General features: G+C 61.7%; 26 protein-coding genes. 18 read left to right on the plus strand and 8 right to left on the minus strand.

Features of this window, described 5'->3' with window-relative positions; all coding sequences use genetic code 11:
- Positions 1 to 6: 6 nt before the first annotated feature.
- Together AAC645_RS08400 and AAC645_RS08405 are read left to right on the plus strand one after the other, a co-directional pair.
- Entirely contained in the window at positions 7 to 1,449 is a 1,443-nt protein-coding gene (locus AAC645_RS08400) for a glycoside hydrolase (protein WP_340315225.1), read from the plus strand.
- Positions 1,446 to 2,447 carry an endonuclease/exonuclease/phosphatase family protein gene (locus AAC645_RS08405; protein WP_340315227.1) on the plus strand — a complete coding sequence of 334 codons (1,002 nt, stop codon included), beginning with the start codon at positions 1,446 to 1,448 and terminating at the stop codon, positions 2,445 to 2,447. The genes AAC645_RS08400 and AAC645_RS08405 overlap by 4 nt, the downstream gene beginning before the upstream one ends.
- Here the strand turns inward: AAC645_RS08405 and AAC645_RS08410 are convergent.
- Both AAC645_RS08410 and AAC645_RS08415 read right to left on the minus strand, forming a co-directional pair.
- Complete coding sequence (locus tag AAC645_RS08410; protein WP_340315229.1) at positions 2,363 to 3,622, minus strand: glycosyltransferase family 4 protein; 1,260 nt, start codon at positions 3,620 to 3,622, stop codon at positions 2,363 to 2,365. The genes AAC645_RS08405 and AAC645_RS08410 overlap by 85 nt on opposite strands.
- A 73-nt stretch (positions 3,623 to 3,695) precedes the next feature.
- Positions 3,696 to 4,970, minus strand: coding sequence for a lipopolysaccharide biosynthesis protein (locus tag AAC645_RS08415; protein ID WP_340315231.1), 1,275 nt, complete (start codon positions 4,968 to 4,970; stop codon positions 3,696 to 3,698).
- A 503-nt stretch (positions 4,971 to 5,473) separates the two neighbouring features.
- Here AAC645_RS08415 and AAC645_RS08420 point away from each other — a divergent pair.
- The 5 genes from AAC645_RS08420 (at position 5,474) to AAC645_RS08440 (ending at position 11,636) form a co-directional block, all read left to right on the plus strand.
- Positions 5,474 to 6,043, plus strand: coding sequence for a polysaccharide biosynthesis/export family protein (locus AAC645_RS08420; protein ID WP_340315233.1), 570 nt, complete (start codon positions 5,474 to 5,476; stop codon positions 6,041 to 6,043).
- An 836-nt stretch (positions 6,044 to 6,879) separates the two neighbouring features.
- Positions 6,880 to 7,596, plus strand: a complete 717-nt coding sequence (locus AAC645_RS08425; protein WP_340315235.1) for a sugar transferase — start codon at positions 6,880 to 6,882, stop codon at positions 7,594 to 7,596.
- Between the two features lie 327 nt (positions 7,597 to 7,923).
- Complete coding sequence (locus tag AAC645_RS08430; protein ID WP_340315237.1) at positions 7,924 to 8,454, plus strand: FxDxF family PEP-CTERM protein; 531 nt, start codon at positions 7,924 to 7,926, stop codon at positions 8,452 to 8,454.
- A 319-nt stretch (positions 8,455 to 8,773) separates the two neighbouring features.
- Complete coding sequence (locus AAC645_RS08435) at positions 8,774 to 9,061, plus strand: GlsB/YeaQ/YmgE family stress response membrane protein (RefSeq protein WP_340315239.1); 288 nt, start codon at positions 8,774 to 8,776, stop codon at positions 9,059 to 9,061.
- A gap of 568 nt (positions 9,062 to 9,629) precedes the next feature.
- Positions 9,630 to 11,636 carry a calcium-binding protein gene (locus AAC645_RS08440; RefSeq protein ID WP_340315240.1) on the plus strand — a complete coding sequence of 669 codons (2,007 nt, stop codon included), beginning with the start codon at positions 9,630 to 9,632 and terminating at the stop codon, positions 11,634 to 11,636.
- 118 nt (positions 11,637 to 11,754) lie between these two features.
- Here AAC645_RS08440 and AAC645_RS08445 read toward each other — a convergent pair whose 3' ends face one another.
- The 4 genes from AAC645_RS08445 to purC all read right to left on the minus strand — a co-directional run bounded on the left by AAC645_RS08445 (position 11,755) and on the right by purC (position 15,067).
- The gene (locus AAC645_RS08445) at positions 11,755 to 12,198 is read right to left on the minus strand and encodes a Ros/MucR family transcriptional regulator (RefSeq protein WP_340315241.1); all 444 of its coding nucleotides are present in this window, start codon (positions 12,196 to 12,198) and stop codon (positions 11,755 to 11,757) included.
- A 245-nt stretch (positions 12,199 to 12,443) separates the two neighbouring features.
- Positions 12,444 to 13,253 (minus strand): ferredoxin--NADP reductase, encoded by an 810-nt coding sequence (locus AAC645_RS08450; protein WP_340315242.1) that lies wholly within the window; start codon positions 13,251 to 13,253, stop codon positions 12,444 to 12,446.
- A 203-nt stretch (positions 13,254 to 13,456) separates the two neighbouring features.
- Positions 13,457 to 14,128, minus strand: coding sequence for an RBBP9/YdeN family alpha/beta hydrolase (locus AAC645_RS08455; protein ID WP_340315243.1), 672 nt, complete (start codon positions 14,126 to 14,128; stop codon positions 13,457 to 13,459).
- Positions 14,129 to 14,290: 162 nt separating this feature from the next.
- Positions 14,291 to 15,067, minus strand: a complete 777-nt coding sequence (gene purC / locus AAC645_RS08460; protein WP_340315244.1) for a phosphoribosylaminoimidazolesuccinocarboxamide synthase — start codon at positions 15,065 to 15,067, stop codon at positions 14,291 to 14,293.
- Positions 15,068 to 15,268: 201 nt separating this feature from the next.
- Here purC and AAC645_RS08465 point away from each other — a divergent pair, with 201 nt between their 5' ends.
- Genes AAC645_RS08465 through AAC645_RS08475 form a run of 3 tightly spaced genes read left to right on the plus strand, consistent with a single transcriptional unit; the run spans position 15,269 to position 18,071 of the window.
- Entirely contained in the window at positions 15,269 to 17,215 is a 1,947-nt protein-coding gene (locus tag AAC645_RS08465) for a potassium transporter Kup (protein ID WP_340315245.1), read from the plus strand.
- 57 nt (positions 17,216 to 17,272) lie between these two features.
- Positions 17,273 to 17,692 (plus strand): PaaI family thioesterase, encoded by a 420-nt coding sequence (locus tag AAC645_RS08470; protein WP_340315246.1) that lies wholly within the window; start codon positions 17,273 to 17,275, stop codon positions 17,690 to 17,692.
- A complete protein-coding gene (locus tag AAC645_RS08475) occupies positions 17,628 to 18,071 on the plus strand; it encodes a PaaI family thioesterase (protein WP_340315247.1) in 444 nt (147 codons plus the stop codon). Before AAC645_RS08470 ends, AAC645_RS08475 begins: the two co-directional genes overlap by 65 nt.
- A gap of 149 nt (positions 18,072 to 18,220) precedes the next feature.
- On the opposite strand, the gene AAC645_RS08480 is transcribed toward AAC645_RS08475, so the two are convergent.
- Entirely contained in the window at positions 18,221 to 18,610 is a 390-nt protein-coding gene (locus tag AAC645_RS08480; protein WP_340315248.1) for a response regulator, read from the minus strand.
- A gap of 180 nt (positions 18,611 to 18,790) precedes the next feature.
- On the opposite strand from AAC645_RS08480, the gene AAC645_RS08485 reads away from it, so the two are divergent.
- The 8 genes from AAC645_RS08485 to AAC645_RS08520 all read left to right on the plus strand — a co-directional run bounded on the left by AAC645_RS08485 (position 18,791) and on the right by AAC645_RS08520 (position 23,891).
- Positions 18,791 to 19,195 (plus strand): hypothetical protein, encoded by a 405-nt coding sequence (locus AAC645_RS08485; protein ID WP_340315249.1) that lies wholly within the window; start codon positions 18,791 to 18,793, stop codon positions 19,193 to 19,195.
- A 74-nt stretch (positions 19,196 to 19,269) separates the two neighbouring features.
- The gene (locus tag AAC645_RS08490) at positions 19,270 to 20,658 is read left to right on the plus strand and encodes a leucyl aminopeptidase family protein (RefSeq protein WP_340315250.1); all 1,389 of its coding nucleotides are present in this window, start codon (positions 19,270 to 19,272) and stop codon (positions 20,656 to 20,658) included.
- 129 nt (positions 20,659 to 20,787) lie between these two features.
- Positions 20,788 to 21,117, plus strand: coding sequence for a MarR family transcriptional regulator (locus tag AAC645_RS08495; protein ID WP_340315251.1), 330 nt, complete (start codon positions 20,788 to 20,790; stop codon positions 21,115 to 21,117).
- Positions 21,074 to 22,006, plus strand: coding sequence for a C40 family peptidase (locus tag AAC645_RS08500; RefSeq protein WP_340315252.1), 933 nt, complete (start codon positions 21,074 to 21,076; stop codon positions 22,004 to 22,006). Before AAC645_RS08495 ends, AAC645_RS08500 begins: the two co-directional genes overlap by 44 nt.
- Positions 22,003 to 22,944, plus strand: a complete 942-nt coding sequence (gene argC / locus AAC645_RS08505; RefSeq protein ID WP_340315253.1) for an N-acetyl-gamma-glutamyl-phosphate reductase — start codon at positions 22,003 to 22,005, stop codon at positions 22,942 to 22,944. Before AAC645_RS08500 ends, argC begins: the two co-directional genes overlap by 4 nt.
- 66 nt (positions 22,945 to 23,010) lie before the next feature.
- On the plus strand, positions 23,011 to 23,427 hold the full coding sequence (locus AAC645_RS08510) for a hypothetical protein (protein ID WP_340315254.1): 417 nt from the start codon (positions 23,011 to 23,013) through the stop codon (positions 23,425 to 23,427).
- A 27-nt stretch (positions 23,428 to 23,454) separates the two neighbouring features.
- On the plus strand, positions 23,455 to 23,679 hold the full coding sequence (locus tag AAC645_RS08515; protein ID WP_340315256.1) for a hypothetical protein: 225 nt from the start codon (positions 23,455 to 23,457) through the stop codon (positions 23,677 to 23,679).
- A gap of 86 nt (positions 23,680 to 23,765) precedes the next feature.
- Complete coding sequence (locus AAC645_RS08520; RefSeq protein WP_340315257.1) at positions 23,766 to 23,891, plus strand: hypothetical protein; 126 nt, start codon at positions 23,766 to 23,768, stop codon at positions 23,889 to 23,891.
- 32 nt (positions 23,892 to 23,923) lie between these two features.
- Here AAC645_RS08520 and mltG read toward each other — a convergent pair whose 3' ends face one another.
- A complete protein-coding gene (mltG, locus tag AAC645_RS08525) occupies positions 23,924 to 24,895 on the minus strand; it encodes an endolytic transglycosylase MltG (protein WP_340315258.1) in 972 nt (323 codons plus the stop codon).

Here is a 24,895-nt window from a genome sequence, read left to right on the forward strand (position 1 = left end):
TGACCAATGCTACCGACGCTCCTCGGGCTGATCTTGTTCGCCATCGGGCTGTTCCTGCTGTTCAGGAAAAGCATCGAGGCGATGGTCGCCTTCTGCTTCGGCTGCACCCTGCTGGGCGGCGGCGCGGCGGCGGTGTTGCCGGCACTGGGCGGCGCGTCCATCCCGCCCGCCTATCTCGGGCTGGCTTTCGCGATCTTGCGGATCTTCCTGCCGGGCGGACGGCAGGGTCGTCTTGTGCAGGACAGCCTCGGCGCCAACATCTTTCTGCTGGCCTTCGCCAGTTACGGAATCGTCTCCGCATTCATCCTACCGAGGATCTTCGCCGGCGATATCAATGTCGTTCCACTAAAGCCGGTCGGCCTCCGCGGAATGTTCGGAACCACTCCCCTCGTCTTCACCTCGCAGAACATCACGGCTTCGCTGAGTCTCGTGGCGACCGCGCTCTATGCGGTCGTAACCTATGTCGCCTGCCGCCAGCCGCGCGGTGCCATCATGATCGTAAAGGCTGCAACTGTAGTAGCCTTCATCCATGTCTATCTTGGGGTCAGCGCGTCGCTACTCGCCGGCACCCCCTATTCGCTGTTCATCGACTTCTTCCGCAACGGCTCTTATTATCAGTACAATCAAGGGATTGGCGGCTTCGCGCGCATAACCGGCGTGTGGCCGGAGCCGTCGGCCTACGCTAATTTCGGGTTCTTCTGGTTTGTATTCGCATGCGAGTGCTGGCTGCGCGACATCATGCCGCGGCGTACCGGCTGGGCCGCCTTCCTGATGGGACTGGTGCTGGTCGTCTCGACCTCGTCGACCGCCTATGCCGGACTGGCTGCCTATCTGGCCCTCTTCATCGTCCGGATGATCCTGTTCCCGCACAGCCTCAAATTCTCCAAGGCGGCGATGCTCCTGGCGACGACGCTGGCAATGGCGATCGGCGTCTGCGTATTGATCCTGTTCCACCCGTCACTGGCGAAGACGCTTGGCGACGTCCTCTATGCCCTCACCATCGAAAAGGGCGACAGCCTGTCCGGACAACAACGAGCGTTCTGGGCGAAGCAGGGCGTCAACGCCTTTTTCGCGTCGAAGGGGCTCGGCATCGGCGTGGGTAGTTTCCGCTCATCCAGCCTCATCACGGCCATCCTCGGATCGACCGGGATCATCGGCTCGGCTACTCTCATCATATTCCTCCTCCACGTCTTCAAGCCGGGCAGGATGTCGACCTATGTCAGCCGCCGGAACCCGGTGGAAGATGTCGGCGCCGCGGCCGGCTGGACCGTGATCATGTCGCTGTTTCCGCTCGGGGTCAGCTGGCCGACGGCGGATCCAGGCTATGTCTTCGGCATATTCTGCGGCATAGCGCTGGCCCTTCGCGCGGCTCCCGCCCGCGTGAGAGCTAGCCGCGATGTCGGGCGGCCGGCTGGTGTCACGCCGGTAGCATTCGAAGCCGCCACTTGATCTGGACACGGCGCATAGCCCTCGTAACGGCTGGTATCTGTTCGGCAGTCGCGGTCATCGGCCTGCTGGGCAGGCTCTCGGATATAGCGGACTCGGTCAACCAGCTTTCGATGCTGTGGTGCCCGATAGGCCTGCTGGCATCTGCCTTCCTGATCCGGACCGCCCGGCAGGCTGCGATCGCGAGCTTCGTGACGCTGGGGCTATACGCATCGGTTATGCTGGTGCCCGAACTGTTCGCGAAAGCTGCCGTGCACCGGGAGATGGGCGGTTCGGGCGACATCAAGCTTATCCAGTTCAACCTGTTCAAGAACAACAGGGATCCACAGGCGGCGCTCGATTGGCTGCTTGCGCAGGACGCAGACATCATCACGATCAGCGAGGGCTCTAACAATGCGCGCCAGATCCTGCGCGGCCTTCAGCCGGACTACCCTTATCAGTTCAGTTGCCGAGCGAAATATTTCTGCTCGACGCTGATCCTCTCGAAGCGGCCTCCGCTCGAGGTCGAGCATCTCGGCACCGGCGATCAGGAGAATGCGAAAGGCCTATCTGCGGTCAAGGCTACGTTCGAGGATGGAAGCGTTCCCTTCTCCGTAATCTCCGTCCATTTGATGCGGCCATGGCCTTTCAATGACCAGAGGTCCGCGATCCAGACCCTGCGCCAGGCGGTGCGGCGATCGGCGCGGGATACGCTGATCGTCGCCGGCGACTTCAACACACCGCCGCACAGCTATGCCATGGAGCGGCTCGATCGCGCGCTTGGTCTGCGGCGGATAACGCGGGAGTTGCCGACCTGGCCGGCCCTGCTGCCGCGGAGACGCAGCTGGCCCCTGCCGCTGCTGGGCCTCGATCATGTATATGTCGGTCGCGCGTGGCGAGTGGCCTCGCTACGTACGGGACCATCGCGCGGCTCCGATCACCGGCCCGTCATCGCCACCTTGGCGCTGGCCCGCTCGCCCGCCCCCTCTGGCAGCTCCGCAATCGACAGCATGAAGCGGTAGAGCTTCTCGGCGAGCGTCGCCGGGTGGAATGCAGTCGCGCGTTGAGCCGCGTTCTCGCGCATCGTTTCCAGACCCTGCCGATCTTCGATCAGGCGCTCCATGGCCTTCGCCCAGGCCGGCACATCACCGGCTTCGACGAGCAGACCGTTATCTTCATGATGAACGAGCTCGGGGATGCCGCCCTTGTTGCTGCCCAGAATCGCCAGCCGGCAATTCAGCGCATTGATGGCGACGCCGGGGGAGTTTTCAGCCCAGATCGAAGGGATGCACAGCACATCGCTGGCGACCATCCAGTTACTGACCTCCTCCTGCGGTACCCTGCCCGTAAAATGAACCCAGCTGCGATCGCCATAGCTGTTCCGCAAGCCTGCCGCGCTTGGTCCTTCCCCCACGATCGTGAGCGAGAAGTCATAGCGGTCGGCCAGAGAATCCGCCGCGGCGAGCAGGGTTTCGACACCCTTCGTCGGATGGATGCGCCCAACATACAGGAAGCGCACCTTCTCGGAGGGTGCAGATGTGACGGTCGGTTCCGGATAGCGGTTCGGGTTAGGCGCAACCAGCGTCAGATATTTGTGCAGGGGAAAGTGCGCCTCGACCGTCTCCAAATTGGCACTGGAGGGCGAATAGAAACCCAGCCGCTTGACCTTGGAGATGAGATGCTGCTTCCACCAGGACGAAGCGACGCAGGTGGCGCAGCGCGTGCGGCATTCGCGGCCGTCCTTGAACATGCTCGAACGCAGGCAGATCACCGCCAGATCGTGAAGCGCAAACATCACGGGCAAGTCGCGTTTGGCCAGGCTGGAGAGGATGTTGAATCCGATCCCTGCCAGCAGGTGGATATTCACGAACTCGGGCTGGAAGGCATCGATGACGCTCTCAACGAGTCGGCGGTTTCGCGGATCGAGATGATCCTGAAGGTGCCACAGCATCTTTTGCGGCTTGGGACGGTCGATATGGTTCGCGGCGGCGTAGCGCCGCGGCATCCATATCCGCCAGACCCTGAGACCGTCCTTGTCGACAACGTCATCCTCAGCTTCGCCCGGAAGGTTGGCCGTGGTTACGACGCCGACCTCATGCCCCTGGCTCTTCAGCCACCGGGCAAGATTCCAGGCGGATATCTCCGCACCACCGATCACGTTGGGCGGGAAGAGAGTGGAAATGACGAGAACACGCACCGGTCTGGCCAGCCTCAGGACGTGGATGGGCGATGGCGGCCCAGCGCACCAGCCCGGTTTCGGCGCGCTGATATCAAGACCGCGGCTCGATACGAGCCCGGCGCCACATGCCGGCAACGCTCGAGCGTGCCCCCGCCAAGAACAGGACCCAGACAACGGACGCGATGCCGACCCCTGCCAGCCCCGTCAGCGAGATGGCGATCATGCTCAGGAAGGCGCTCAGGGCGAGAGCGGCGATATTCAGAAGCGCCACAGCCTTGTCCCGCCGTCGGCTGTAGAGGCCGACATTGAAGATATCTGAAACGGGCTTCATCACCGCTGCGCACACCATCGACAAGAACAACGTAGACTGCTCCGTTAGTTGGTGGATGTCCACCATCGGCAAGACGTAGAGCACCACCCCAATCAACGGCGCGGCGAGGCAAAGCCCGAATATCGCAGCCTGCCTGATGTAACCGACCAGAACGCGGCGCCAGCGTTCTTGATCCGGATCGTCAATCGCCCTTGCCAAAGAAGGCAGGGCGATCTGCACCGTGGAGACATGAACGAGCACGTAGAGGCTGTTGGTGATCGAGAAGGCGAAGGTATAGATGCCCGTCGCGGCGCTGCCCAGCAGCCAATATACGATGAAGCGATCGAGATAGGTCTGACCGGCGAGACCGAGATCGTTCACATATATGAGCAGGTTTGTGCGGGAACGCTTCAGCAGGACACCGACGCGTGGCGCCTGCCTCCAGAAGGTCGGACCGATGCGCCTCGCGAGGAAGAGGACTGCGATCACTCCGCTGACCATCAGGGCGAGGAGCCAGGCTACGAATATCGCCGACAGGCTGCGCAGCCCCGGAGCCACGATCCCGACCAGGATTACCGGCGGGATCCAGCTTGCCGAACGAATGAACAGCAGCAGGTTGGCCAGCACGGCGTGGCCGCGGTTGATGATCATCACATGTAGGTCCGTCGCCAGGGTCTCCAGGCTGACGATAAGGCCGAGCAGCAGAGGATGGCCGCCGAGCAGCGACAGGCTCCAGGCCCCCGACAGGGCCGCGCAGAGCCACACCAGCGCCAACATGGAGAGGCTGACGATCAGCCTGTCCCGCGCTGCCAGATGGGCTTCTGCCTGGCTCATTGCCAGGATATCGCGGTTGAGATGGTAGTTGATGCCAAGCCCCAGCACCGGGGGCATGATCCCCGCGAGGCCGACCGCCAGCCCGAAAGTCCCGAGACTTTCCAGGTTGAGATATCGAAGCGCGTAGATCGAAAGAGCGAAGCGGCTTGCGAGTGCCGTAGCGCGCAAGGCCATTGCCGTGATCTGCGTGGCCGAAGGGAGCTGATGTGAAAGCCGCATCATGTGAAATCCGGCGCTTGCATCATGTGAGGCGCTGGCGGGCCGTTGCCGCGGCACCCGATCCCATATGCGCAGGATCGGCTTTGCTCAGGGCTTGTGATGGTTGGGCAGACGCTTCGCCTTGACGTCTATCGCACGTGCGGCGGGCGATCGATCCGTGCCCAATCTCCTCGACCTGCCTTGTGGCGAGCGGAACAGCCTATGGCGCGCGGACCGCCCTTTCGGGGATCGCAGGACGAGCGTGACCGCTGCGACCGTAGCTGCCAGCCAGACGAGTATCGCGGCCGCAGTCCAGCTCGTTACTTCGTTGGTCCAGATAAGCAAAAGCGTTATGACAAAAGCTGCGGTTACACCGATCGTCGATCGCATACCGACTCCGTTTTTTGCCCCGCTTTCCTCGTAGTGACGAATTCAAAGCTTTTTGCAAGTCTCGTTGCATCCATTTCACCCCGAGGGAGTTAAACCGCCAGCGGCTGATCCAGCTGGTCCATAAAAAAGGGTGTTCTATGAACCGTCGATTGCCAACGCACCTTGCGGCACTTGCCGCCCTGATCGCGATTTCGGGCTGCACGACGACCGCGCCTCCCTTGGCAGTCGACGCAAGCTCGTCCTTGCAGGGCTATCACCTCGGGGCCGGCGACCGGCTGCGCGTCACGGTGTACAACGAGCCCGCGCTGACCGGGGAATTCGCGCTCACCGACAACGGCTCGCTTGCCTTCCCCTTGATTGGCGACGTACCGGCCGACGGGAAGACCATTGGCGAGGTGCGCGACATGCTGACGACGAAGCTGGGGTCAGGTTATGTCGCCAACCCGAAGGTGAGCGTCGAAGTAGTCAACTATCGACCCTATTATATCCTTGGCGAAGTCGGGCGTGCCGGCTCATATCCCTTCGTCGCCGGATTGACCGTCAGTCGCGCGATAGCCATGGCGGGCGGTTATTCCACGCGCGCCAATACCAGCACGATCTTCATCAAGCGAGAGAATGATCCCGTAGAACGCTCGATCGCGATCAAGAAGACAGACGTGAAGATTCTGCCGGGCGATCTGATTCGGGTCGGCGAACGCTACTTCTGACATCTGCCATAACACTGCTCAGCCCCGCCGCCTGTCCGTTCAGGTGGGCGGAGCTGCACGCTTGAGGCGCGTCCAGCACTAGCGCCTGCTGCTCCCCTGATCCTCGGATCTGCCAGAGAGACCCGCTGATTGCACTTGATGCACCAGCGAAGCGGTCGCGGCGGCTGCCGCAATAACATGTCCCGCTTCGCCATCACAGCCGACGGCAATGTTCGCCGCAGATGCAGCCTTGCGCGTTGCATGTGCGTCATAGGTTAAAAACCTTCGAATTTTGGAGGGCCTAACGGCGATGCCGGCGCTCACTTGTCGAGCAGGCGGAGCAAGGCGAATCTGGCCGTACAGAAGGCATCGTTCCGGCAGCGAAGAGCGGGATAGTTGCGGTGCGGCAACGTCAAGCCGAGGGCATTGAGGGATCAAGCGAGCGGAACTATTCCCAAGTATTTCCGTTAGATTGCGGGCCTTATGAAGGGAGCGTAATGAAGCGCAATCCTTCTGATCCGGCACCCGGTGCTATTTCTCGCTGCGCTTGCGAAGCATAGGGCAGCGCCGTTTGGTGGATCGCTGGCCTGCTGAGTGCGACGTAGAACAAATCGGCGAACAGCTTTCAAGTCCGCAGGATGACGAATGTCCACGAAGGTAGAAAAAGGGTTGATCTCAGTCGCGCGGACATCGATCGCCGCGCCATCGCCTGCCCAAGCCCGGAGCGGCCATTGCGGCCCGGCCGGTTTCCGGGTGCAACGATGATGAGCCGCCCCGAGACATCCGTTTTGCAGCCGGTCATGCTGATCGAGCCTGCTCCTCGACCTCGGGGCGAACAAGATAATGGATATGAGCCGGTGTTATACGAGTCATTGCGTCCCAAGCCCTCATTCCCAGCCGTTCAGGAGACCGCCACCCGGCGGGCCTCCAACGACGACGGCTTCTTGGCCCCCGCCGACAAGGCGGACGCGATCATCGTCCGTGCTCTAGACATAATCCTGAGCTTGATGATCATGCTGTTCCTGGCGCCGTTGCTGATCATTGTAGCCGCCACAATATTTTGCACCGATCCCGGTCCCGTCATATTCGGCCATCAACGGGTCGGACGGAATGGCGCCAAGTTCAGATGTCTAAAATTCAGAAGCATGGTGATGGACGCCGACGCGCGCCTTGCAGAGCTTCTGGCCAGCGATCCTGCTGCGCGGCAGGAATGGGCCAAGGATCACAAGTTACGGAATGATCCGCGGATCACGCCTTTCGGGCGCTTCCTGCGCAAAAGCAGCATCGACGAGTTGCCGCAGCTTATCAACGTCCTGCTTGGCGATATGAGCCTGGTCGGTCCACGCCCGATCGTGGCGGCCGAGATCGTGCGCTATGGACGCTATTTCGACCATTATTGTCGGGTTCGCCCCGGGTTGACCGGCCTATGGCAAATCAGCGGGCGGAATGACATTTCCTACCGCCGCCGGGTGGCTGCCGATGTCGCCTATTCGCGATCGAGGACATGGCGTTTCGACGTGCAGATCCTGATGCTGACGGTGCCATGCGTTCTTTTAGCCAAAGGATCATATTGAGCCAGCAGTTACGTCAACCAGAAGATCAGCCCCAGAGAAGCAGGGCCGATAACATGATGATGCTGGTCCAGACAGGGTTCGACCATTGTCGTCGGGCAATGGTTATATCTGCCTGATCATATTTTCCGTCTCGGAAATTTGCGTCATTGACAACAGATGAACAATATTTCGTCTAAAAATAATATAACTGTAATCCAGTGCACATTATTTCTGCTTTTTCCATGTGAAACAATGCAAATATCTATGGAAACTGAACGTAGATTAAACTATTGTCTCCGTGCGGGGGGCCTCCCTAAAAGAGGTACGCACTCAACGAAAGGTACGACTATGAGATCGATCGCATCGATTGCATTAGCGGTGGCGGCGTTTGTCGCGGCGCCCGCCTCCGCTGCTACGTATATCCAATATGATAACTCGACCGCGACGTTCGGAAATACCAGCGTGACACCTGGAACCTTCTCGGACTCGATCGACTTGGGGTCGTTCGACGGCTTCATCCAGGCTGGCCAAGCGTACCGGATCTCCGGAACGATCTCGACCAGCTATCAGGATGCCAGCACGCAGAACATCGACTTCAGTTCGGTTTCGCTGAATGGACAAAACTTCACGCTGACCCCCGCAGGCCGGTTTGAATTTGGTTTTGTCAGCGATGTCGCTGCCGGCGCTGCAAATCTCCTGACGATCAGTGGATCGTCGGGCGCCAACGCCAGCTATGCTGGAACGCTCAATATCGCGGCCGTTCCGGAAGCCGCGACCTGGGCAATGATGATCATCGGCTTCGGCTTCGTGGGTGGCGTCGTCCGCACCCGTCGTCGCACTGCGAATGCAGCGGCGAACGATCGCCTGGCATTCAGCTGATTATCTTGATACCCGCCAGGTAACCTGGCGGGTATCTTCCCTCCTGATAGATGCTCAAGCAGGAGCCATCTTGTTTGGGTTCGGCTCTATAGAGCAATGGGGCGTAAGCAGCCCAGCTACCGTGGTGCTTTACTGCGATCACACTCGCATCGCGTCGTCGTCGCCGTTTGCACGGGCAGAAGCGGCCTATCCTATCCGGCTTCATAATTCCTGTGAAACCATGTTGAATCCCGGGCGTTTTTGATCAGATCCGATAAATCCGACTCACTTCGAAAGCGTTACAATGCGAGTTTGAGTTTTCGGTCGATGGCGGAAAGGCATGACACTGAACTCGTCTATGGATATACTTCTTATGCTCGCAATTGGAGCGCTGCTTGGCTGGTTCTATAGCTGGTTGATCAGTGTCCACGACAGACGCGAAGTCATATTCGGCACGATCGTCGGCGTCGCCGGAGCCGTGATCGGGGGTTTCGTGCTTACCCGATTGTTCGGCGTCCCGCCTCTAACAGGCGGCAGCCTTGCCCCATCGACTGCGATCGTTTCTTTGGCGAGCGTCATCGGAATACTCGGAGGTCTTGAGCTTTTTCGCGGTGGCTTCAATCCCTGACCGAATATTCACGGTGTCGTCCTAGTCAGCTACGCGCGCACCTTGGTCGGATCATGTGCCGTCGCAAAGCGACTCAAATATCTATAACGCTCTTTGCGCTCGCGGGGCGATCGGTCCGGCCACTCTGTGTTCTACCGATGGACCGCTCGAGCTGAACAACTCGAAAGCACGTGCACCGCTTGCACCGCCTTACCAGCCGCGACGGGTTGCTGGTGGCCGGGTGCGTAACCCACGCATGAATTCCCCAACGACAGAGTAGATGCATTCGCGAATCCTCAACTCGTAGCTATGGGACAACCGCTGATCGCATTTGATGTTCCGGCTCCGGACGGACTTTCGATGGCAAGATTGCCATGCCCGTTCCCGGCAAAGGCATCTCGGTAGCCTCGCGGAGGGGATAGGCGAGCATCACCGGCCCCGCGCAACACGCATCACCAGACAAAGTTCCCCGTAAGAACCCGTTAATTAATTTTTCCTAACAGCCTGTCCATAGCAACGAAGGACAGGCGCAATGAGCAATTCGATTCGCACAGAAGACTTTATCCAAAGCATCGGCGTGAATGTTCACATGGCATATAATGACGGAAAATATGCCAACTCAGCCAATGTCATTACGGACATGAAATATCTTGGGCTCAGCAGTGTCCGCGATACTGCTCCTGCCTACTGGTATCAGAGTAAAGCATTTGACGCGATGGCGAACGCCGGCATCAAGTTCGACTTCGTCGCCTCTGGCAACCGCAACCCCGCCGATGTCGTTGCGGCGATTGAGACCTTCGCCAAGGCGCACCCCGGCGCCACGATCGCGATCGAGGGCGTCAACGAAGTCAACAACTGGCCCGTCACCTTCGGCGGCGTCACCGGCCTGGCAGGCGCTACCGCCTACATGACGGCGCTGGCCAAAGCGCTCGCCGGCAGCGCAGCCCTCAGCAACATCGACACCTATGGCCTGACCGGTGCCAATATCGTTCAGGACGTCGACTACTCCAATTTCCATGCCTATCCCAAAAATGGCGCCCAGCCGCTCCGTACGCTGATGGCCGGGATCAAGGACCAGACATCTGCGATGGCGGGCAAGCCGACGGTCCTGACCGAAGCCGGCTACTACACCGCGCCGACCAGCTCCAACTGGGGCGGGGTCGATCAGGCCACCCAGGCCAAGCAGACGCTGAACCTGCTGATGGACGCGACCAAGCTCGGCGTCTCACACACCTATCTTTACCAGCTGCTGGATGCCTATGCCGACCCATCAGGGGTCAGCGTCGACAAGAACCTCGGGTTGTTCGATCTTTCCAACAATCCGAAGCTGGCGGCGACCGCAATCCATAATCTCACGACTATCCTGGGCGATGGCGGAGCCACCGCTACGACTTTCACGACCCAGCCACTCAACTACACCGTCGCCAATCTTCCAACCGATGGCGCCGTGCTGGCGATGCAGAAGTCGGACGGCAAGACCGATCTGGTGGCCTGGTCGGAGCCAGACATCTGGGACGAGATCAATCACCACGCGATCGCCGCGGCCGGCAAGGACGTGACGTTCGATTTCGGCACCAACCATGTGAGCGTGAAGATCTTCGACCCGCTCGCTTCGGCCGCCGCCGGCTCGACCTATGCGGACGTCACCTCGGTTCATGTGACGATTACCGATCATCCAATGATCGTCGAAGTAACCGATATCCCGGATCCTGTCGCGCCTCCCCCACCCGCACCGGTGGAATCTGTGGTGGCGCCGGTGGTGCAAACTGCGACGACGCTGGTGGCGCAGGCCGTGGTTGCGCCCATGGCCACCACCGGCCCCGCCACGGTTCCAGTCGTTTCGAGCGGGGACCCGTCGGCCGAGTTGATCGCCTCGCTTGTGACCAGCGGCACGTCAGCGCCGGCCGGCGGCTCTCTGACGAGCAGACTGTCCGCCACCCGACCGGACTTCCTGGGCGGCGAAGGCAAGGATCAGGTCTACGGCGATGCCCAGGCTAACACGATCATAGGCGCAGGCGCGAACGACACGCTGTACGGCGGCGGCGGCAACGACAAGCTCTATGGTGGCACGGGCAACGACGTGATCGACGGCGGCACCGGGCAGAACCAGATCTTCGGAGGAGACGGCAACGATACCATCTACGGCGGGAACGGCGGCAGCAGCCTGTCCGGGAACGCGGGTGCCGATGTCATCATTGGCGGGTCGGGCAATGACCTGATCATTGGCGGCACAGGCATCGACAGCCTGACCGGCAATGGCGGAGATGATGTCTTCCGTTTCACATCGGGCGATTCACTTGGCGCGACAGCTGCCGAACTGGATCGGGTCGTCGACTGGATGGCCAGGTACAAGATCGACCTCGACATTTCCGGCAGCGCAGCCAACTATGTGGAAGCGAAAGCTGCCACTTTTGCCGCCGCCCAGGGCCAGGCCGACGCCCTCTTTGCACAGGGAACCATCAAGATCGCGGCGTTTCAAGTCGGGACCGACGCCTTCCTGTTCGCCGAAACCGATGGCAGCCACGCGGGATATGACGTGGCGCTAAAGCTGGGCCACGGCAACCTGGCGAACGTCGAATATGCGACGTTCATCTAGAGCGGGCACTCGGCGCTGACGTGATGGAACGGAGTGCCCCCCGGTGGGTCAATGGCCATCCGTCATGGCCTTGCCCCACCGGCGAACGCGAGTGACGTGGCCGATGGAGGAGCCTCAGCTAGCCGCCTTCGGCGACCTGGCGCCCCGCGGCGCCCCGCGGCGCTTCGCTGCGCAGCACGGGCTTCTTCCCGAGGCCGATCTTTTTAGCCATCTCGCGACGTCGATCGGCATAATTCGGCGCAACCATCGGATAATCGACTGGCAGGTTCCACTTGCGACGATAATCGTCCGGCGACATCCCATAATTGGCCATAAGATAGCGCTTGAGCATCTTCATTCTCTTGCCGCTTTCGAGGCTGACGAGATAATCGGGTTTTACCGATGCACGGACGGCAACCGCAGGCGCTTGCTGCTCGGCGGGAAAAGCAGCCGGAGCGTCCAGCCCGACTAGCGCCGCATGAACGGTCTTGATCATGGCCGGGAGTTCGCTAGCGTGGACGGTGTTCGCAGCAACATGAGCCGCTACGATATTCGCCGTAATGGCGCGTAGAAAATCTGACAACGGCTTACCTCCGCTGCGGTGGACTAGACCGATCAGCCTTTACGGAAGCTTGGCGCTGGTCATTCCAGCAAATGTTAATCAGCGCGGTGTGAACTCGCACGTCCCAGGCACTGTCACATGGAACGAAACGCAGGCGTTATAGTTCTGCCTATGGAATCGGCTCTCGGGCGGATTCCATAAAAGGGGCTAGGAACCCATCGGCAGTTCGCTCCGGTGGGTTCCACGCCATGTACCGTGGAAACAGATTATCCCACAAAGGCCTTTTCAATGACGAAATCGGCGGGCTTGGCATTCGAACCCTCCTCGAAGCCAAGCCGCTCCAGGATCGCCGAGCAGTCCCGGATCATGTCCATGCTGCCGCACATCATCACCCGGTCGGTCGCTGGGTCAAGCTTCGGCTCACCCTCGACACCAGCGAACATACCGCCGTCCTCCATCATCGCGGTGATCCGCGCCTTTCGCTCGAACGGCTCCCGCGTCACGGTGGGCACGTAGCGAAACTTCGCAGCCGCCTCGTCCTCGACCAGCGGATCACCGGCGAGCCGCTTCTCGAGCACGTCGCGGAAGGCAAGGTCGCTCAGCCGGCGCACGCTGTGTACGATTACGACCTGTTCATAGCGTTCATAGATGTCGGGATCGCGCATCACCGACAGGAAGGGCGCGAGCCCGGTACCGGTGGCAAGAAGAAACAGCCGCTTGCCTGGCGTCAGAGCGTCGGCGACCAATGTGCCGGTCGTCTTACGCGCCAGATAGATTTCGTCGCCTGGAATGATATCGCGTAGCCGCGACGTCAGCGGACCATCCTCGACAGCGATCGAGAGGAATTCGAGTTCGTCCGAATAGGAGGGGCTTGCGATCGAATAGGCACGCAATAGCGGCCGCGCATCGGTCGGTAGGCCGAGCATCACGAACTCGCCCGAACGGAACCGCATCGAGGCAGGCCGGTCCACCGCGAAGCTGAAAAGATGCTCATTCCAGTGCTTCACCCAGAGCACTGTCTGGATATTGAACGAATCGTTCGGCGCGATCTTTACCGCTTCCGTCCGGTTGCTCATCGTTGGCGTCCTTCCTGTTCCATGTGCGATCATGCGCGCTCCTTTAATGTGGGGAACAGACAGGCGTCACATGGGAATATTTTGGCCGGACTACAGCTAAGCTTCGCGCGTGAGCACGGGCAAGCGGCGTCAGGGCTCGGCAGGGCGAGAAAAAGCAACCCCGTCCGCTCCCCGGAGATGGAGCGGACGGGGCGCAAACCGTCCTAGGGACGGAACATGGGCGCCGACCCGGACGGGCTGACGCGGTGAGGGCTCGCAAGATCGTCGAGACTGCGGATCGGCTGCAGACGGCCGGGCTCGACCAGATCAATGAAGCGGTCGAGCAATTCCTCACCATCGTCCCACCATCCGAGCCCGTCGGACGGCATGAAATGACCGCACTCGCCGAATCGCGCAAAGCCGGCACCCCATTGCCGTGCCAGGCTGAACGCCCGGTCGGCCGAGATGGCGGGATCGTCGTCACTTGCTATGACGAGCGCAGGGAATGTGAATATGGCAGTTGGCAGGGGCGCGAAGCATTGCAGCCGCGGATCGGCGCCGGCAGCCATCGGATCGCAAGGGCCGATCAGCAGCGCCCCGGCCACCGCGTTTTCGCTCTCGCTGCTCATCAGCCCAGCCCAGGCGGCGATAGTAAGCGCACCGACGCCGTGTCCGACCAGGATTACCGGAGCATCGACCCGGCGAAGGGCATGATCGAGCCGCATGACGCAGCTGTTACGATCGGGCTGTCGCGCATTGCCCAGATCGACAGCGCGGCAATCGATGCGGCTCTCCGTCCAGTGTCGCTGCCAGTAGCCGGCGGCGTTGCAATCGAGATCCGGCAACAGCAGCGTCACCGGGGCCGCGGATGGGTGCTCGAAACGGGACGGCGCCATGCTTCGGTCCTCCTCGACTCGGCCGAAACAGGCCGGAAGTCGTGGAAGACTTTATGTCTATCGGTCGGGTTGTAAATAGCTGTGCGACCAAATGCGGCAAGATTGCGGCAAAGCGGAAAACCAAGCCGACATCGCTAAAAAATGCTGTCTAAGTGATTGAAATCACTTGCCTCTATTTTTCCGGTGGGTTTCCAGATCAAGGATCATGTTGTCGCCTTCGGGCATCAGCCCAAGCCTGCGTGCAATCTCCTGATAGGCTTCGACCTCACCGCCCAGATCCTGGCGGAAGCGGTCCTTATCCAGCTTCTCGCCGGTTACCATGTCCCACAGCCGGCAGCCGTCGGGGCTGATCTCGTCGGCCAGGATGACGCGACTATAATCATTGTCCCAGAAGCGGCCGAACTCGAGCTTGAAGTCGACCAGACGGATACCGATGCCGGCAAACAGGCCACACATGAAGTCGTTCACGCGAATCGCCATGTCGGCGATATCGTGCATCTCTTCCTGGCTCGCCCAGCCGAAACAGGCGATATGCTCGTCGGCAACCATCGGATCGCCGAGCGCATCGTCCTTATAGTAATATTCGATGATCGTGCGGGGCAGCTGCGTCCCTTCCTCGATCCCGAGGCGCTTCACGATCGAACCTGCGGCCACGTTCCGCACCACGACCTCGATCGGCACGATCTCGACCTGGCGGATCAACTGCTCGCGCATGTTGAGCCTGCGGATGAAGTGGGTAGGAACGCCGATCGTTCCGAGCAGGGTGAAGATGTGCTCGGAGATCCGGTTGTTAAGCACGCCCTTGCCGTTGATGGTGCCCTTCTTCTGGGCATTGAAGGCGGTCGCGTCGTCCTTGAAATATTGGATCAACGTGCCTGGCTCGGGGCCTTCGTACAGGATCTTGGCCTTGCCTTCGTAGATTTGGCGGCGGCGGGTCATCGGTCGGGCCTCCGGGGGCGCGGGAAACAGAGAAGCCCCGGAGACAACGTCGATTCGGACGCGCCACCGAGGCAGTTCGACGTCGCCTTTACAGCGATTGCGGGCCCCACGCAAACGCTGCCGCGCCGCAGCAACATTTCACGTGCATTTGTTCCGGCACAAGCCTACTCCGCCGCCGATTTGCCGTGCGAGGGCTGCTTGATGCAGAGTGATGTGGCCGACACCCAGGCGGGACAACCGCTTACCCGGCGTCGGAAGGACACAATGGCGGCGCTGACGCTGGGTGCGCTTGGCGTTGTGTTCGGCGATATCGGCACCAGCCCGATCTACGCCTTCCGCGAAGCGCTCGGCCAGGCGGCCGAAGGCGGTATCAATGCCAGCGAGATATTGGGCGTGCTCAGTCTCGCGCTGTGGGCGCTGATCCTCGTCGTTACCTGCAAATATGTGCTGTTCCTGATGCGCGCGGACAACAATGGGGAGGGCGGCGTGCTTGCCCTGATGGCGCTCGCGCAGCGATCCGCGCGCAAGCGCCGGATGCTGGTGCTGGTGCTCGGCGCGGCAGGAGCTGCCCTCTTCTACGGCGATGGTATCATCACCCCTGCCCTGTCGGTTCTGTCGGCCGTGGAAGGCCTCAAGACCATCCCGGGACTCGAGCATGCCATATCCCGCGGGGAGATCATCCTGATCACCTCGGCGATCATCGTCGGCCTGTTCCTGATGCAGGCGCGGGGCACCGCGCTTGTCGCCAGCCTTTTCGGTCCGATCTGCCTGATCTGGTTCCTGACGATCGCGGCCATAGGGTTGATCCATATCTCCGACGAACCCGCCATATTGATGGCCTTCCTGCCCCACAACGGCGTGCTGTTCATGACCAATCACGGCATGGCGGGGATGTTCGTAATGGGCGCGGTATTCCTGACGGTGACGGGCGCGGAGGCGCTTACGGCGGATATGGGTCACTTCGGTGCAAGGCCAATCCGTCTAGGCTGGCTCATCATCGTCTTCCCGGCGCTGGCACTCAACTATCTCGGCCAGGGTGCTTTTGCCCTTCACCGGCTCGAGGTTGCCGCCGCCCGCGGTGTGGAATTCACCAATCAGGACTGGTTCTTCCTGATGGCCCCGGGCGCCGCGCGCATCCCGCTGGTGCTGCTCGCGACCTGCGCTACGGTGATCGCCAGCCAGGCGGTCATCACTGGCGCCTATTCGCTGACCCAGCAGGCGATCCAGCTCGGCCTGCTGCCGCGCCTCAAGATCCGCCAGACCTCCGAACACGCTGCCGGCCAGATCTACCTGCCGTCGATCACCATGTTGCTGTTCATCGGCGTGATGATCCTCGTGCTCGGTTTCGGCTCCTCTTCGGCGATGGCATCCGCCTATGGCATTGCGGTGTCGGGCACCATGGTGGTCACCACATGCCTTGGCTTCGTGGTCGTGCGCCGCTCCTGGGGCTGGCGCCTGCCGATCACACTGGCGGTGATCGCGCCGCTGCTGTTGCTGGATGTCTTCTTCTTCGGCGCCAATATCCTGCGCGTCTACGAAGGAGGCTGGGCGCCATTGATTGTCGCGGTGGGCGTCGGGCTGCTGATTGCGACATGGGTACGCGGGCGGGCGCTGCTGCTCGCGATCGACCAGAGCCAGGCGATCGCCCTCGATGAACTCGCCAGGATGCTGCGCACGCGGCCGCCCGAGCGCGTGCCGGGCCTGGCGATCTTTCTGTCATCGAGCGTTGAAGCCGCACCGAGCGCGCTGCTCCACAATCTCAAGCACAACAAGATCCTGCACGAACGCAATCTGGCGTTGACGATCAATACGGTGAACAGCCCGGTGGTGAATGGCGCGGACCGGCTGGAGATGCACGAGATAGACGAGAATTTCACCCGCGCCGTGCTGAACTACGGCTTCATGGAAAGTCCCGACATCCCGCGCGATCTCGCTTTCGCGCTTCGCCATGGCGACAACAAGCTCGAGCCGATGCAGACGAGCTACTTCATCGGACGCTCGACCCTGCGCCCGTCCAAACATAGCGGCATGCCTTTCTGGCAGGACATGTTGTTCATCTTCCTTCATCGCAATGCTTCCGACCCGACCGACTTTTTCAGGATCCCGCCCAATCGGGTCGTGGAACTTGGTTCGCAGACGACGATCTGAGGCGCGCGACGGACGGCCCGGCTTTGCACGCGGCGCACAAGATCCTATGGCGGAACAATGATGGACGCGATCGACATAGAGAAGTTGCGCGGCTCCTTTACCGGCCACACCGGGGAACTGGGCCTGCGCTATGTGGCCCATGGCAAGGACTGGGCCGAAATGGCATTCGACTATGATCCGCGGTTCGCCATGGACCGATCGACCGGCATCCTCGCATCCGGCCCGATCATCTCGTTGATCGACAGCGTCTCCGGTTTGTCGATAATGGCCAAGATAAAGCGGATGCGGCCGATGGCGACGCTCGATCTGCGGATCGACTATATGCGATCGGCGCCTGCAGGTCGCTCGATCACCGCGCGCGCGACCTGCTACCGCGTCACGCGTCATGTCGCTTTCGTCCGCTGCGAGGCGCATGATGGCGACCCGCACGATCTTGTCGCGCAGTCGATGTCCAGTTTCTTCTTCACGGCGGATTGACATGCAGCAGCCGCCCTATGCCGAAGTCATCGGTGCCCGGCGCAACCACGCCGACGGCGAACCGATTCTAACCATCCCCTGGCGGATCGAAATTCAGGGGCGGCCGGGCTTCGTTCATGGCGGCGTGATTGCAGGGCTGCTCGAGATGGCGTGCTACGAAGCGCTCAACCAGGAACTGGGTGAAGGCGACCATCCCCGCGTCAAACCAATCAACGTCGCCGTCGATTATCTCCGTGGTGGCGTCATGATCGACACGCATGCGGTGGCGCAGATAGTACGGGTCGGCAAGCGCGTCGCCAATGCCAGTGCCATATGCTGGCAGGACGACCGCGCCAAACCGATAGCAACCGCGCGGATGCATCTGCTGTTGGATCGATAACCGGTCGCACCGCGACGGGATCAGACAGCGCAAGCGCCGGTCTGTTCGTCAGCGACGGCCGCGGACTTGCCATCAGCGGCATGCTCACGCGACTCCGCGCGCCTCGGGAGAGCCTCTCCCAATGTGAGAATCGACGGATCGGGAGACGGTCACTCAGCAGTCAACCCGCTAGCCTGGTTGAGAACCGTCGATACGCCGGTGACGATCTGGGCGGACGCGAAGGGCTTTTGGATGAAGACGCTGCCGGGAACGCCGAAGGCGCTCCAGTCGCTGCCGCTATCCGCGCTGACATAGACCACGCCCACCTGGGGATAGCGTTCCCGCGCATGCCGGGCGACGTCCCATCCGGATACGTCGCTCGCCACCCTGATATCGGTCACCAGGCCGACCGGGCCATGGCCCCCTCGATCCAGGAAACGGAGCGCTTCATCAGCAGTGCCGCAGCACGCCACTTCGAACCCGCCTTCGACAAGAGCGTCTTCCATCATCGAACAGATCATGGGTTCATCTTCCACGACCAAAACCAAATTCTTGTCCACCAGCCATCCCCTCGGGCCACCCGTCCGATATGTCCACTTGTAGTCAGAACGAGCTTGCGCAGTCGGCGTTCCCAAGCGCTCGGATATTAATCCCCGCGGTGCAAGCGAGCTCGGAACAACCTTTTTTCAAGATTTTAGCCGTTATACGGGGTTATTCGAAACGCTTATGTAAATGACCTCATGGAATCGCATGATCTCACCACCATGAAAGGCTGTTCCTCCACCCTCTCGTTCGACGGGATTTGGGCGATGCGATTCGGCAGCTTTGGATGTCTCGACCGCGAGATGCGCGGCGGCGTCCTGCAAGTGCAGCCCGAGCGGCTGTTCGGCGGCGACAGCAATTTCGTCTACCATGGCTCGGGAAACGTCAGCGGGAGCGAATTCGCCGGATGGCTCGATATCATGCGCCATGGCAATGATCCCACCGTCACCTGCTTGTGGGGTACGAACGAGCGCGTCTACAAGCTTCGCCTCGTTGCCGAACTTGTTTCTCCAGACCACGTCGAGGGAAGGTTGCTGCGGATGGGCCATCCCGACAAACACCTGACCATGCGCAAACTCATGCCCCTAATCACCGTGGTCTGACGCGCCGCCCGATCCACATCAGCCGCCTGCCGCAAGCGCTTCCACGACCGGCGATCCGGCTCTAGAAACGCTGTATGACCGATTTTTCGAACCTGCTCCTGCCCGACCGTAGTGAAGCCGCCCACCTTCTCACCCCGCTTGCCGCCGAGGATTGCAGCACCTGGCTGAAAGCGCAGCCAACCCAGATCCGCACACTTGCCGCAGCCGGCCAGTTCAAGGCGAAGCCCGGCGAGTTGCTGATCTTGCCCGGCCGAAAGGACGGCGAATGGTCCGCAGTCTTCGGTGCCGCCAAAAAGCCGGGTCCGTGGGACATCGCGGCAGTCGTCCAAAAACTTCCGGCGGGCCGCTATCGGCTCGAGGGAGAGGCTCCGGTGGAAAGCGCGCTAGGCTGGCTCCTCGCCCAGCACCGCTTTGATCGCTACCTGGAAAAGCCAGAGCCGGTCCGGGCGCGCGTCCTGCTTACAAAAGATGCTGCCGGCATAGCGTCCACGGTTGCACTGGCCGAAGCTGTTGCGTTGGTCCGCGACCTCGTCGACACGCCAGCGGCCGACATGGGGCCGGCCGAACTCGCGGCAGCCGCGGAAGCCATCGCGAAGGAGTATGATGCCGCCTTCCGGCTCACCCAGGGCGACAGGCTCGAGCAGGATTATCCGATGATCGCCGCGGTCGGGCGGGCTGCGACCCGTGATCGCACGCCCCGGCTGATCGAACTGGAATGGGGCAACCCGAAGCATCCGAGGATAGCGATCGTCGGAAAAGGGGTCTGCTTCGACTCGGGCGGGCTCGACATCAAACCGTCCTCGGCGATGCTCAACATGAAGAAAGACATGGGCGGTGCGGCACACGCGCTGGCGCTGGCGCGGCTGGTGATGGGCGCGCGCCTCCCGATCCGCCTTCACCTGCTCATCCCTGCTGTCGAAAACGCCGTTTCGGCGGACGCGTTCAGGCCCGGCGATATATTGCGCAGCCGCAAGGGGATCTCCGTAGAGATTGGCAACACCGATGCCGAAGGCCGCCTGGTTCTCGGCGATGCCCTCACACGCGCGGCGGAGGATAAACCGCTGATGATCCTCGACTTCGCGACCTTGACTGGTGCCGCGCGCACCGCGCTGGGGCCCGATCTGCCCGCGCTGTTCGCCAACGACGAGACGCTCGCGACCGATATCGCCTTCGCGGCGCAGCAAGTTTCGGATCCGGTGTGGCGGCTGCCGCTTTGGGCCGACTATGCCGAAATGCTCAAGTCCACGACTGCGGACATCAACAATGCCGGGGAAGGAGGCATGGCGGGCGCCATCACCGCCGCGCTGTTCCTCGAGCGATTCGTGCCCCAGGGTATGCCTTGGGCGCACTTCGATACATTCGCGTGGCGGCCGACAGCCAAGCCGGGTCGCCCCAAGGGCGGCGATGCGCTCGGGATGCGGGCCGCCTTTGCCATGCTTCGTGCCAAATTCGTTTCGGCATAAGGCCGAATGCCGGATTTAAGCGATGAGTCGCGGAAAAATATATCGCTTCCTGAAACGAAGTCGGAGCCCACGTGTTTTCTTGTTGGGAGATTGCACCTCCCGCAAGCTTTCATGTGAAGGGCGCGTATTATGGCCGAAAACCAGCTTTCCCAATGGATGCGGGCCCTGGTGTCCTATGTCCGGTCGGGGCAGCCTGATCTTACGAATCGGCAGATGGCCCTGCTGCTGATCAGCTACATCACCCCGGGTCCTCACACCGTTCGCGGCCTGGCCCAGCAACTCGGCGTTTCGAAGCCCGTCATCACGCGTGCCTTGAATACCCTGGGCTCGCTCGGCTATCTGCGCCGCGAACGCGACGATAATGATCGCCGCAACATCTTCGTCGCCAAGACCGATAAAGGGGCCGCCTTCCTCGATGCGTTCGGAAAGTCCATCGATCTCGAGAAGATGCGCGGCTGAACCGACCACGGGCGGCCGACTTCCGTCGGCCGCCTTCCATCTCGATGGACCCACGAGGCGGTTGGACGCGCGAATCAATGCGTTCCGCCGCGATATCGCCGATGTCGCGTTGGCCGGCACATTGTTTGCGCCGCATTACGCCGCGCCGATGGCCCGGGTCGCCAGAGGCAGCGCGATGATCCGTATCGCCCCGAGCGACGGAGCAGAAGCGTCGTCGCAAATTCTGCCTGGCGAGGCGTTCGAGGTCCTCGATGTGGTTGCTGGCTGGGCCTGGGGCTTCTCGCGCCACGATCATTATGTCGGCTATGTCGAAGCCGATGCGCTGTCCCCGCCGATAGAGCCCAGCTTTCGCATCGCGGTGAGAGAAGCACTGCTGTTCTCCGCGCCGTCGATCAAGTCGCCGGTGATGGGAACGCTGCCGTTCGGCGCCCGTGTCGCCGGCCAGGACCAGGAAGGCTTCGTCGCGCTCGGCACCGGCTTCGTTCATAAGCGCCATCTCGCTGCGATCGGCGAGTCTGCGGGCGATGCCGTCTCTGTCGCCGAACTCTTCCTGGGCATGCCCTATCTGTGGGGCGGACGCGGCGCGCACGGCATCGACTGTTCGGGGCTCGTCCAGGTGGCGCTGGGCGCTGCCGGCATAGCGGCGCCGCGCGACACCGACATGCAGCGCGAGGCGCTCGGCGAACCATTGAGCGAGGAGGACCGGCTCCGACGTGGCGACATCGTCAATTTCCCGGGGCATGTCGGGCTGATGGTCGACGACCTCCGGCTGATCCATGCGAATGCATATTGGATGAGCGTGGTGATCGAGCCGCTCGCCGACGTTGTGGCCCGCCTCGCCCCCAATCATGATCGGCCGATACTGAGCCGGCGGAGAATAGCATCATGACCTCCAAGGTCTTCATCGACGGTGCCGCAGGCACCACTGGATTAGAGATTCGCGACCGGCTTGCCAGTCGCCGCGATATCGAGCTGCTGACGATCGCGGAGGATCGGCGCAAGGATGCGTCTGCCCGGGCCGACGCGCTTAACGCAGCCGACGCGGTGATCCTGTGCCTGCCCGACGATGCCGCGCGCGAAGCGGTGGCCCTGATCGACAATCCGAGCACCCGGGTGATTGACGCATCGACGGCGCACCGGACGGCGGCTTCATGGTCCTATGGCTTCGCGGAACTCGAGCCGGATCAACGCGAGCTTCTGGCGCTGGCGACGCGAATTTCGAACCCCGGCTGCTATCCCACCGGTTTTCTGGCGCTGGTACGACCGCTGGTGCGCGCCGGACTGCTCCCCGCGGACACGCCCCTGTCGACGAACGCCGTCTCGGGCTATTCGGGCGGCGGCAAATCGATGATCGCGATGTTCGAGGACGCGAACTCGCCGGAAGCGACCGAAACCGCCTTTCGGGCCTATGCGCTCGGCCTCGGCCACAAGCATGTTCCCGAGATGCAGAAACGTGCCGGCCTCGATTACCCGCCGATCTTTTTTCCCTCAGTGGCGCGCACCTATCGTGGCATGCTGGTCGAGATCCCTCTGCATCTGCACCTCCTGCCACGCCGCCCGAGCGGCGAGGCGATCCGCGATGTGCTGGGCGAAGCCTATGCCGATAGCGCGCTTGTGCGCGTGGCTCGCGACAATCCGCCAGCATTGATGATAGAGCATGCGGCGGGCACCGATCATCTCGACCTGTTCGTTTATGCGGATGAGAAGGCCGGGCAGGCGCGTCTGGTTGCCGCCCTCGACAATCTCGGCAAGGGCGCCGCCGGGGCCGCGGTCCAAAACCTCAACATCGCCCTTGGGTTGGGCGAGACCGAGGGACTGCGTCTGTAACCGGCATTGTCATTACCGCCAAAGCGGAGCATCCTGTCGGCAGCTTTGCGATAGGGGGAGATCGCGATGGTTCCCGTCTGGTACTGGATCGTCTCGGTCGTCATCCTGGTCTGGAACCTGATCGGCTGCGCCGCCTGCTACGGTCAGATGACGGCGGGTGCCGACAAGATCGCCAAACTGCCTGAAGCTCAGCGCGACGCTTGGCTCGCCATGCCGCTTGCGGCGAAGATCGCCTATGCCGTCGCCGTTACCGCCGGTTTGCTTGGCGCGGTGGCGCTGCTGCTGCGGATGCTGGCCGCCGGTCCGCTGTTCATCACCTCGTTGGTGGGTGTAATCGTTCAGTTCGGCTGGTTCTTTATGGTCTTCAAGGGCGGTTCGAAGCTGGGGGCCTCATCGGCGGCTTTTCCGGCCTTCATAGCGCTGGTTGCCATAGGAGAGATCGGTTTCGCATGCGCGGCCAAGACCCATGGCTGGCTCGGCTGAGGCAGACAAGCAAGCGGGAGATGGAGGATGACCGGTCGTGCAGCGGTACCGGCATGGTGCTGGATATTATCCGTCGCGCTGCTCCTGTGGGGAGCGATGGTCATCTATTACTTCTATAGGGAACTCACCACGCCCTATGAGCAGTTGGCAGCCTTGATGGGCAAGGCCGAGGCCGAGGCCGTCGCGAACATGCCGCAATGGTTCTGGTGGGTCTTCGGGATCGCTGTTGGAGCGGCACCTTCGGATCGCTAGCGCTGCTGCTGCTGCGCAGAGCCTGGGCGCAGCCGCTATACCTGATTTCGCTGATCTCGGTGATCGTCCAATTCGGGTAAATCTTCGTGATGACAGTCTTCCCGCAGCCCGTCGGCGCCGACTCGGCGATTTTCCCCGCGATCATCATCCTCGTTGCGGGGCTCGAACTGTGGTTCGCCACATCGACGACGAAGAAGCGCTGGATCGGCTGAATAGGTTCTCGTGCCGGCCCATCGCCGCTCGGCTACATTTCCCCGCGGGCGCGGCGCAAGGCGTAGAAGCGCTGCACATTGGCATTGTGCTCGGCGAGGGTGTTGGCGAAGACATGACCGCCTTTGCCGCTCGCCACGAAATAAAGCGCCTTGCTTTGCGCTGGATCGAGCACGGCCTCGATGGCTGCAAGGCTCGGATTGGCGATCGGTCCTGCGGGGAGGCCGGTGGACGCGTAGGTATTATAACCGTTCACGGCATTCAGCTCGGAGCGTTTGATCCGCCGACCGAGCGGCTTACCCTTGGTGATCGGGTAGATCACCGTCGGATCGGCCTGGAGCTTCATTCCCTGGCGGACGCGATTCGAATAGACGGCGGCGACCATCGGCCGCTCCGACGCAACCGCTGTCTCCTTCTCGACGATCGAGGCGAGAATCAACGCCTGGCGCTTGTCGCGCGCAACCGTAGTCGGCTTGCGCGCCATCCAGGCGTCGTCGAGCGCAGTGCGCATCGCCACCTGCATGCGCGCGAGGACGGCGGCGCGCGGCTCGCCCTTCTCGTAACTATAGCTGTCGGGCAGCACCGACCCCTCCGGCGGGACTTCGATCGTGCCGGTGAGTTCAGGCTCCGCCATCAATCGTTCATATACCAGGATCGACGGCATCCCTTCCGGGATCGTCACCAGATGCTGAACTGGTTTGCCGTGCTGCAGAATATCGAGAATCGTTCGCCCGCTGGCCCGCGCGGGAATCTCGAACTCGCCGGCTCTGATGGGCGCATCGGGACCGAAGCGCCGCGCAAAGCGCAGAAAGTTGGTCGTCGAACGGATCGCCCCGGCCTCTTCCAGCGCCCGCGCAGCGGAGGCGAGCGTATCGCCTTTGGCCACCTGTACCGTCACCGGCTTATCGAGCGGCCCGTCACCCCACCAGTCGCGCGATATCCATAAAGCAGCGCCGCCAGCAACCAGCGCCACTATCAGCGCCAGCGCGATCAGGCGGCGAAGCAT

The sequence above is a fragment of the Rhizorhabdus argentea genome (assembly GCF_037861105.1).
Taxonomy (GTDB): domain Bacteria; phylum Pseudomonadota; class Alphaproteobacteria; order Sphingomonadales; family Sphingomonadaceae; genus Rhizorhabdus; species Rhizorhabdus argentea.